The following is an 8,343-nucleotide window of genomic DNA, read 5'->3' as shown; positions in this document are numbered from 1 at the left end:
CAGTTGCGACGCGCTTCAGCGCTCTGTCGCGAGGTGGCGTATATTACGCTTTCCTCTTTCAGAGTCAACCCTGAATTTCAGGATTTTTCTCTTCAACCGGACCGGCTGTTTGTGTGAAGTGATTCACATCCGCCGTGTCGATGGAGGCGCATTATAGGGAGTCGTCTCAGGAAGACAAGCGGAAAAATGCAGATTTATTTCAACCGCTCACCTTTTGAGCACAACGCTTACTTTTACTGCTGTTTTATCGCTAAAGGCAGGTCTGCCAGACTATTAATCACCCAATCCGCGGCATTTTCTGCTTCTGGCGTCACAGGCTTACCGGTACGTACCAACACTTTGGTTCCGACCCCAGCCGCCAGCGCGGCCTGCATGTCTTCTAATTTATCGCCCACCATATAAGACGCCGCCATATCAATATGCAGAAAATCGCGAGCAGAGATCAGCATGCCTGGATGCGGTTTACGACAATCGCAAACCTGACGAAACTCCTCTACGCTTCCCTGTGGGTGATGGGGACAATAATAGATGCCGTCGAGATCAACATCGCGGTCTGCCAGCGACCAGTCCATCCATTCTGTTAAGGTTTCAAACTGCGCTTCAGTAAATTTGCCGCGCGCAATGCCGGACTGGTTGGTGACAACCACCAGCGCATAGCCCATTTTTTTGAGTTCACGCATGGCGTCAATGACACCGTCGATGAATTCGAATTCGTCGATCTCATGTACGTAGCCGTGGTCCACATTGATAGTGCCGTCGCGGTCGAGAAAAATTGCGGGTACAGACTTTGCCACCTTTTATAGCTCCTGAATAAGGCATGTGGCGCTAGTATCGCATTTTTCGGCAGGCAAGAAAGTGCTCATCGTAGAAAGCCTGATTGATTTAGACGTCTGGATGCCTTAACATCCATTTTGTTGACGGCGATTCACCGCTTCAGACAGACAAAAATGCTACGGCTAACTTCATTACGATAATAAATAATCAATGATTAAACTTTCGAATATCACCAAAGTGTTCCAACAAGGGACCCGCACCATTCAGGCGTTGAACAATGTCAGCCTGCATGTCCCTGCCGGACAAATTTACGGTGTGATTGGCGCATCAGGCGCCGGTAAAAGTACGCTAATCCGCTGTGTCAACCTGCTGGAGCGCCCGACAGAGGGGAGCGTGTTGGTAGGCGGGCAGGAGCTGACCACGCTTTCTGAATCTGAGCTGACCAAAGCGCGTCGCCAGATCGGCATGATTTTCCAGCACTTTAATCTGCTGGCCTCCCGTACGGTTTTCGGCAATGTGGCGCTGCCGCTGGAGCTGGACAACACGCCGAAAGAGGAGATCACACGTCGCGTGACCGAATTGCTGGACCTGGTGGGTCTGGGCGATAAGCACGACAGTTACCCGGCCAATCTTTCCGGTGGTCAAAAACAGCGTGTGGCGATTGCCCGTGCGCTGGCAAGCCAGCCTAAAGTGCTGCTGTGCGACGAAGCCACCAGCGCACTGGACCCGGCAACCACACGTTCGATCCTCGAATTACTGAAGGACATTAATCGTCGTCTCGGTCTGACCATTCTGCTGATCACACACGAGATGGATGTGGTTAAGCGTATCTGTGACTGCGTGGCCGTGATCAGCAACGGCGAACTGATAGAACAGGATACGGTCAGTGAAGTGTTTTCCCACCCGAAGACCCCGCTGGCGCAAAAATTTATCCAGTCCACGCTGCATCTCGACATTCCGGAAGATTATCTGGAGCGTCTGAAACCAACCCCCGAAGCCGATAGCGTACCGATGCTGCGCATGGAGTTCACCGGTCAGTCGGTTGATGCGCCGCTGCTTTCCGAAACAGCGCGTCGCTTTAACGTCAATAACAACATTATTAGCGCGCAAATGGATTACGCTGGCGGCGTGAAGTTCGGCATTATGCTGACGGAAATGCACGGCACTCAAGAAGAAACACAAGCCGCCATTGCCTGGCTGCAAGAACACCATGTAAAAGTAGAGGTACTGGGTTATGTCTGAACCGATGATGTGGTTGCTGGTTCGTGGCGTCTGGGAAACGCTGGCGATGACCTTTGTATCCGGATTCTTTGGTTTCGTTATCGGTTTACCGGTTGGCGTGTTGCTCTACGTCACGCGTCCCGGGCAAATTATCGAAAACGCGAAGCTCTACCGCATTCTTTCCGCGGTGGTGAATATCTTCCGGTCAATTCCGTTTATTATTCTTCTGGTCTGGATGATTCCGTTTACTCGCGTCATTGTCGGAACCTCAATCGGACTGCAGGCCGCGATTGTGCCGCTTACCGTTGGCGCCGCGCCGTTTATCGCCCGCATGGTGGAAAACGCGCTGCTGGAAATCCCAACAGGATTGATTGAAGCGTCACGCGCGATGGGTGCGACGCCGCTGCAAATCGTGCGTAAAGTTCTGCTGCCCGAAGCGCTGCCGGGTCTGGTGAACGCGGCGACTATCACGCTGATTACCCTTGTCGGCTATTCAGCCATGGGAGGCGCTGTGGGCGCTGGCGGTCTGGGCCAGATCGGTTACCAGTATGGCTATATCGGCTACAACGCGACCGTGATGAATACGGTGCTGGTATTACTCGTCGTTCTGGTTTATTTAATTCAGTTCGCAGGCGATCGCATCGTTCGGTCTGTAACGCACAAGTAACGTTAACCACAACACAAATAACTCATTAAGGAAATAAGCATGGCGTTCAAATTCAAGACCTTTGCGGCAGTAGGAGCCCTGATTGGTTCTCTGGCTCTTGTGGGTTGCGGACAGGATGAGAAAGATCCCAACCACATCAAAGTGGGCGTTATCGTCGGTGCTGAACAGCAGGTTGCCGAAGTTGCGCAGAAAGTCGCTAAAGAAAAATACGGGCTGGACGTAGAACTGGTGACGTTCAATGACTACGTGCTGCCTAACGAAGCGCTGAGCAAAGGCGACATTGATGCCAACGCCTTCCAGCACAAACCGTATCTGGATCAGCAGATCAAAGATCGCGGCTACAAACTGACGCCTGCGGGCAATACTTTTGTCTACCCGATTGCGGGCTACTCCAAAAAAATCAAATCGCTGGATGAACTGCAGGATGGCGCGCAGGTCGCCGTACCAAACGATCCGACCAACCTCGGTCGTTCGCTGCTGCTACTGCAAAAAGTGGGTTTGATCCAACTGAAAGACGGCGTGGGTCTCCTGCCAACCTCACTGGACATTGTCGGAAACCCGAAAAATCTGAAAATTGTCGAACTGGAAGCCCCGCAACTGCCCCGTTCTCTTGATGATGCGCAGATCGCCCTGGCGGTGATCAACACCACCTATGCCAGCCAGATCAACCTGACCCCGGCGAAAGACGGTATCTTTGTGGAAGACAAAGATTCCCCGTACGTCAACCTGATCGTCACCCGTGAAGATAACAAAGATGCGGAAAACGTGAAGAAATTCGTGCAGGCCTATCAGTCTGACGAAGTCTACGAAGCTGCCAATAAAGTCTTTAACGGCGGCGCAGTGAAAGGCTGGTAATTTTTAGGCTCTTTTCTCAAACTGTAATATCATTCAGGACGGGCACTTGCCCGTCTTGTCATTTATGCAAGCTCCTGATTCAATATCTGACAGTTAGATCATTCATTGAGGAAATATTATGCGTGCTTTACCGATCTGTTTATTGGCACTCATGCTGAGCGGCTGTTCCATGCTAAGCAGATCCCCCGTTGAACCTGTTCAAAGCACTCCAACCCCACCTAAAGCGGAGCCGGAAAAACCTAAAGCGCCGCGCGCAGCTCCTGTCAGAATTTATACCAGTGCTGAAGCGCTGGTCGGCAAGCCGTTCCGCGACCTGGGTGAAGTCAGCGGCGACTCATGCCAGGCAACGAATCAGGATTCTCCACCGAGCATCCCTACGGCGCGTAAGCGTATGCAGATTAACGCGTCAAAAATGAAAGCGAATGCCGTCCTGCTGCACAGCTGTGAAGTGACCAGCGGTACGCCGGGCTGCTACCGTCAGGCTGTCTGCATTGGTTCTGCGCTTAACATTTCGGCTAAATGAGTCATTTTCAGTTTGAGCAAATCGGTGTCATTCGCTCACCTTACAAAGAAAAGTTCGCCGTCCCTCGCCAGCCGGGTCTGGTAAAGAGCGCGCATGGTGAACTGCACCTGCTGCCGCCCTTTAATCAGGCCGATGCCGTCCGTGGTCTGGAGGCGTTCAGCCATCTGTGGGTGCTCTTTGTGTTTCATCAGACAATGGAAGGCGGATGGCGTCCGACCGTACGTCCGCCTCGCCTTGGCGGCAATGCGCGCATGGGGGTCTTTGCCACCCGCTCGACGTTTCGCCCAAACCCTGTCGGCATGTCGCTGGTTGAGCTAAAGGACATTTCCTGCCACAAAGAACGCGTCATTCTGAAGCTCGGCAGTCTGGATCTGGTTGATGGAACGCCGGTTATCGACATTAAGCCTTATTTGCCGTTCGCCGAATCGCTTACAGATGCCCGGGCCAGCTATGCGCAACATGCGCCAGTGGCCGAAATGCAGGTAAGCTTTAGTGATGAACTTGAGCGGCAATTCCCGACGCTGGAAAAACGCTACCCGCAGCTTAAAACATTTATTCGCGATGTGCTGGCGCAGGATCCGCGTCCCGCTTATCGTAAAGGTGAAGAAACAGGGAAAACGTACGCGGTCTGGTTGCATGATTTCAACGTGCGCTGGCGCGTAACGGAAACGGGATTTGAAGTCTTTGCGCTCGAACCCCGCTAATTTCATGCCCTTCTCTTTTGACATCCCTTTCTCGCTGGTAAACTAAATCACTTTTTTTGTGTCAGGCTCACGTTGAGCCTGTTCGATCGTCCAACTGGAACCGTAACAACATGCGTACTAGCCAATATCTGCTCTCCACTCTGAAGGAGACACCTGCCGACGCCGAGGTTATCAGCCATCAGCTGATGCTGCGCGCCGGGATGATCCGCAAGCTCGCCTCCGGGTTATATACCTGGCTGCCGACTGGCCTGCGCGTTCTGAAAAAAGTCGAAAACATCGTGCGTGAAGAAATGAACAACGCCGGCGCGATCGAGGTGTCTATGCCAGTGGTTCAGCCAGCTGACCTGTGGCAAGAGAGTGGCCGTTGGGAACAGTACGGTCCGGAACTGCTGCGTTTTGTTGACCGTGGCGAGCGTCCGTTCGTACTCGGCCCAACCCACGAAGAAGTCATCACCGATCTGGTGCGTAACGAACTCAGCTCATATAAGCAGCTGCCGCTGAACTTCTTCCAGATCCAGACGAAGTTCCGTGACGAAGTGCGTCCGCGTTTCGGCGTCATGCGCTCCCGCGAGTTCCTGATGAAAGATGCCTATTCTTTCCACACCTCGCAGGAATCCTTGCAGGAAACCTACGACGCGATGTACGCCGCCTACAGCAAAATCTTCACCCGTATCGGTCTGGAATTCCGCGCAGTGCAGGCTGACACGGGTTCGATTGGCGGTAGCGCGTCTCACGAATTCCAGGTGCTGGCGCAGAGTGGCGAAGATGACATTATCTTTTCTGACACCTCCGATTACGCCGCCAACATCGAGCTGGCTGAAGCCGTCGCGCCAAAAGCCCCGCGCGCTGCCGCGACGCAGGAGATGACGCTGGTTGATACGCCAAACGCGAAAACTATCGCGGAGTTAGTTGAACAGTTTGCTCTGCCGATTGAGAAAACCGTGAAAACGCTGTTGGTGAAAGCGGTTGAAGGCAGCAGCTATCCGCTGGTTGCGCTGCTGGTTCGCGGCGATCACGAACTGAATGAAGTTAAAGCGGAAAAACTGCCGCAGGTCGCCAGCCCGCTGACCTTCGCAACCGAAGCGGAAATCCGCGCCATCGTCAACGCAGGCCCGGGTTCACTTGGTCCGGTCAACATGCCGATCCCGGTTGTCATCGACCGTACCGTTGCGGCGATGAGCGATTTCGCGGCAGGCGCTAACGTTGACGGCAAGCACTACTTCGGCATCAACTGGGATCGCGACGTGGCAACGCCGGAAGTGGCAGACCTCCGTAACGTGGTCGCAGGCGATCCGAGCCCGGATGGTCAGGGTACGCTGCTTATCAAGCGCGGCATCGAAGTGGGTCATATTTTCCAGTTGGGTACCAAATACTCCGAGGCGCTGAAAGCCGCCGTTCAGGGTGAAGATGGCCGTAACCAGATCCTGACCATGGGCTGCTACGGAATCGGCGTAACACGTGTGGTTGCAGCCGCAATTGAGCAAAACTACGACGAGCGCGGCATCGTGTGGCCCGACGCTATCGCACCGTTCCAGGTCGCTATTCTGCCTATGAATATGCATAAATCTTACCGTGTGCAGGAACTGGCGGAAAAACTGTATGCCGAACTGCGAGCCCAGGGCATTGAAGTGCTGATGGACGACCGTAAAGAACGTCCAGGCGTGATGTTTGCGGATATGGAGCTGATCGGTATTCCTCACACTATCGTGCTGGGCGACCGTAACCTCGACAATGACGACATCGAATACAAATATCGTCGTAATGGCGAGAAGCAATTGATTAAAACCGGTGACATCGTTAGCTATCTGGTTAAACAGATCAAAGGCTGATGCACAAAAAACCCCGCAGCCGCGGGGTTTTTCTTTTTCATACTCATGCACTATTGCTGAGCACAGCTTTTACCCGGCATAAACGTAATCGCTTTATCCGCGTTCAGGGTCTTCACTGGCGCTCCCGTGTCCGGGTTGGCTTCAAGCGTGAAGTGCCCTTCTACCGACAACAGGACGGGTTTTTCGCTATTCCCCCTGGCAGCAAGATAACCGCGCTCAAGCTCGGCGTTATTCGCCACAGAAACACGCTTACCGGTTGCACAATCAGTAAAGGTCGCTGCATCTGCCATATAGAAATACATACCGCGCATCGGCATTGGGGTTACCGGTAAAGTGGCTTTCACGGGTTCAAGCGTATAGTTAAACTGCGACTCAACCGGGTTGCCTTCACGGTCGAGCATCTCAAGCGCATCGCCTTTAGCGCGATAATACGCTTTCTCGCCCTTACTGTCGGTGAGCACCAGCTTATCGGCGGTCCGCGCCCAGGTACCATAGGAAGCAAAGGAAGATGGTTCGTCACGGACGCCCTGGTAGCGTTCATTCATCACCCAGGTGCCATCTTTTTCAAGAAACAACGAGGTTTCAATTCCTTCACAATCTGCGCACGGTAAAATGCCCCGCCAGCTTTGCTGCATCGGTTTAAGTTCCGCAGCCTGCGTCGGTTGCAGGACATCGACTTCTGAACGGTTGTTACAACCTAACAATGAAAAAAGCGAAAGCGCTGCTATCGCCGAAATGAGTGTCTTTTTCACCCCGAATTCCTTCTGCATTTTTATTCCTGCCCGTCAATCCACGCGACGGACTTTACCGCGGAGGGCTTTCACTGTGGATTTTTGCGCTTTCGAAGACAATCTTCGTTCTTTCGAGGCGCGCGTTGGCCGGGTTGCCCGTCGGCTTTTTTGTTCCGCGGTGAGTTCTTTGATCACTGCCACCAGTCGGGCCAGCGCCGCTTCACGGTTTAGCGTCTGGCTTCGGTATTCCTGCGCCTTAATGATAATGACGCCATCAGGGCTAATCAGGTGATGACTGGCAGCAAGTAAACGTTCTTTGTAATACTCTGGCAGGCCAGAGGCCCGGATGTCAAAACGCAAATGGATCGCCGTTGAGGCTTTATTCACATGCTGTCCGCCTGCGCCCTGCGCGCGAATTGCCGTAATTTCCAGCTCATCATCGGCGATAGAGACGTTTCGCGAAATAACAATCATGCCGGTTGTTGCCAGGCAGCCAGATGAATTTCCAGATTATTCTGAGCATCCGAAAGCCAGATGGCTCCGTCCTGAATGGTGGCTTGCAACGTCATCGTCCGTTCCGCGAAGGCGCTTAACTTCGCCAGTTGCTCATCATCAAGATACCAGACTGCCAGATTCGGAAACTGTGCGCACTTATTCTGGTTCTGCTGCCACCAGATCTGCGCCGCTCGGCTGTTGTAAGCAAACAGCGCAACGTTTTTCGCCTGGGTGCAGGCTTTCTTGATCCGCCGCTCTTCCGGTAACCCCAGTTCAATCCACAGATCGATCCCCAAATGGTCGTTACGCAGCCAGGCTTCCGGCTCGTCTTCTGCGCTCAAACCTCGCGTAAACTGCAAGCGCTCATCCGCATATTTGATCCACGCCAGCAGGCGCAGCATCATGCGCTCCTGGGTTTCTGAAGGATGACGGGCCAGCGTCAACGGCGCGTCCAGAAACTGGTTGCGGTCCAGGTCCGCCACATTTACCACGGCTTTGTATATTGTCGCTTTAAGCGCCATGAAAAAACTCCTTTCGAATCAGG

The 8,343-nt window shown here is 53.3% G+C and carries 10 protein-coding genes; 6 read left to right on the top strand and 4 right to left on the bottom strand.

Features of this window, described 5'->3' with window-relative positions; translation table 11 throughout:
• Window positions 1-233: 233 nt before the first annotated feature.
• A complete protein-coding gene (gene gmhB, locus APU02_RS10725) occupies window positions 234-794 on the bottom strand; it encodes a D-glycero-beta-D-manno-heptose 1,7-bisphosphate 7-phosphatase (RefSeq protein ID WP_042289808.1) in 561 nt (186 codons plus the stop codon).
• Between the two features lie 190 nt (window positions 795-984).
• On the opposite strand from gmhB, the gene metN reads away from it, so the two are divergent.
• The 6 genes from metN (at window position 985) to proS (ending at window position 6,573) form a co-directional block, all read left to right on the top strand.
• Window positions 985-2,016, top strand: coding sequence for a methionine ABC transporter ATP-binding protein MetN (gene metN, locus APU02_RS10720; protein WP_042289810.1), 1,032 nt, complete (start codon window positions 985-987; stop codon window positions 2,014-2,016).
• Window positions 2,009-2,662 (top strand): methionine ABC transporter permease MetI, encoded by a 654-nt coding sequence (locus APU02_RS10715; protein WP_042289812.1) that lies wholly within the window; start codon window positions 2,009-2,011, stop codon window positions 2,660-2,662. The genes metN and APU02_RS10715 overlap by 8 nt, the downstream gene beginning before the upstream one ends.
• Window positions 2,663-2,701: 39 nt before the next feature.
• Window positions 2,702-3,517 (top strand): methionine ABC transporter substrate-binding lipoprotein MetQ, encoded by an 816-nt coding sequence (metQ, locus tag APU02_RS10710; protein ID WP_060570041.1) that lies wholly within the window; start codon window positions 2,702-2,704, stop codon window positions 3,515-3,517.
• 118 nt (window positions 3,518-3,635) lie between these two features.
• Complete coding sequence (gene rcsF / locus APU02_RS10705; protein WP_042289817.1) at window positions 3,636-4,040, top strand: Rcs stress response system protein RcsF; 405 nt, start codon at window positions 3,636-3,638, stop codon at window positions 4,038-4,040.
• Entirely contained in the window at window positions 4,037-4,744 is a 708-nt protein-coding gene (gene tsaA / locus APU02_RS10700) for a tRNA (N6-threonylcarbamoyladenosine(37)-N6)-methyltransferase TrmO (RefSeq protein WP_060570040.1), read from the top strand. The genes rcsF and tsaA overlap by 4 nt, the downstream gene beginning before the upstream one ends.
• A gap of 110 nt (window positions 4,745-4,854) precedes the next feature.
• Window positions 4,855-6,573 (top strand): proline--tRNA ligase, encoded by a 1,719-nt coding sequence (gene proS, locus APU02_RS10695; RefSeq protein ID WP_060570039.1) that lies wholly within the window; start codon window positions 4,855-4,857, stop codon window positions 6,571-6,573.
• A 50-nt stretch (window positions 6,574-6,623) separates the two neighbouring features.
• Here proS and nlpE read toward each other — a convergent pair whose 3' ends face one another.
• The 3 genes from nlpE to APU02_RS10680 are packed head-to-tail and all read right to left on the bottom strand — an operon-like array spanning window position 6,624 to window position 8,320.
• Window positions 6,624-7,343 (bottom strand): envelope stress response activation lipoprotein NlpE, encoded by a 720-nt coding sequence (gene nlpE, locus APU02_RS10690; protein WP_042289824.1) that lies wholly within the window; start codon window positions 7,341-7,343, stop codon window positions 6,624-6,626.
• 15 nt (window positions 7,344-7,358) lie between these two features.
• On the bottom strand, window positions 7,359-7,778 hold the full coding sequence (gene arfB, locus APU02_RS10685; protein WP_042289827.1) for an alternative ribosome rescue aminoacyl-tRNA hydrolase ArfB: 420 nt from the start codon (window positions 7,776-7,778) through the stop codon (window positions 7,359-7,361).
• Window positions 7,775-8,320 (bottom strand): YaeQ family protein, encoded by a 546-nt coding sequence (locus tag APU02_RS10680; protein ID WP_042289829.1) that lies wholly within the window; start codon window positions 8,318-8,320, stop codon window positions 7,775-7,777. Before APU02_RS10680 ends, arfB begins: the two co-directional genes overlap by 4 nt.
• Between the last annotated feature and the right edge of the window lie 23 nt (window positions 8,321-8,343).

This window comes from Citrobacter sp. 50677481 (assembly GCF_001463265.1).
GTDB lineage: Bacteria > Pseudomonadota > Gammaproteobacteria > Enterobacterales > Enterobacteriaceae > Citrobacter_A > Citrobacter_A sedlakii.
This window is presented reverse-complemented; position numbering and strand designations above follow the sequence as displayed.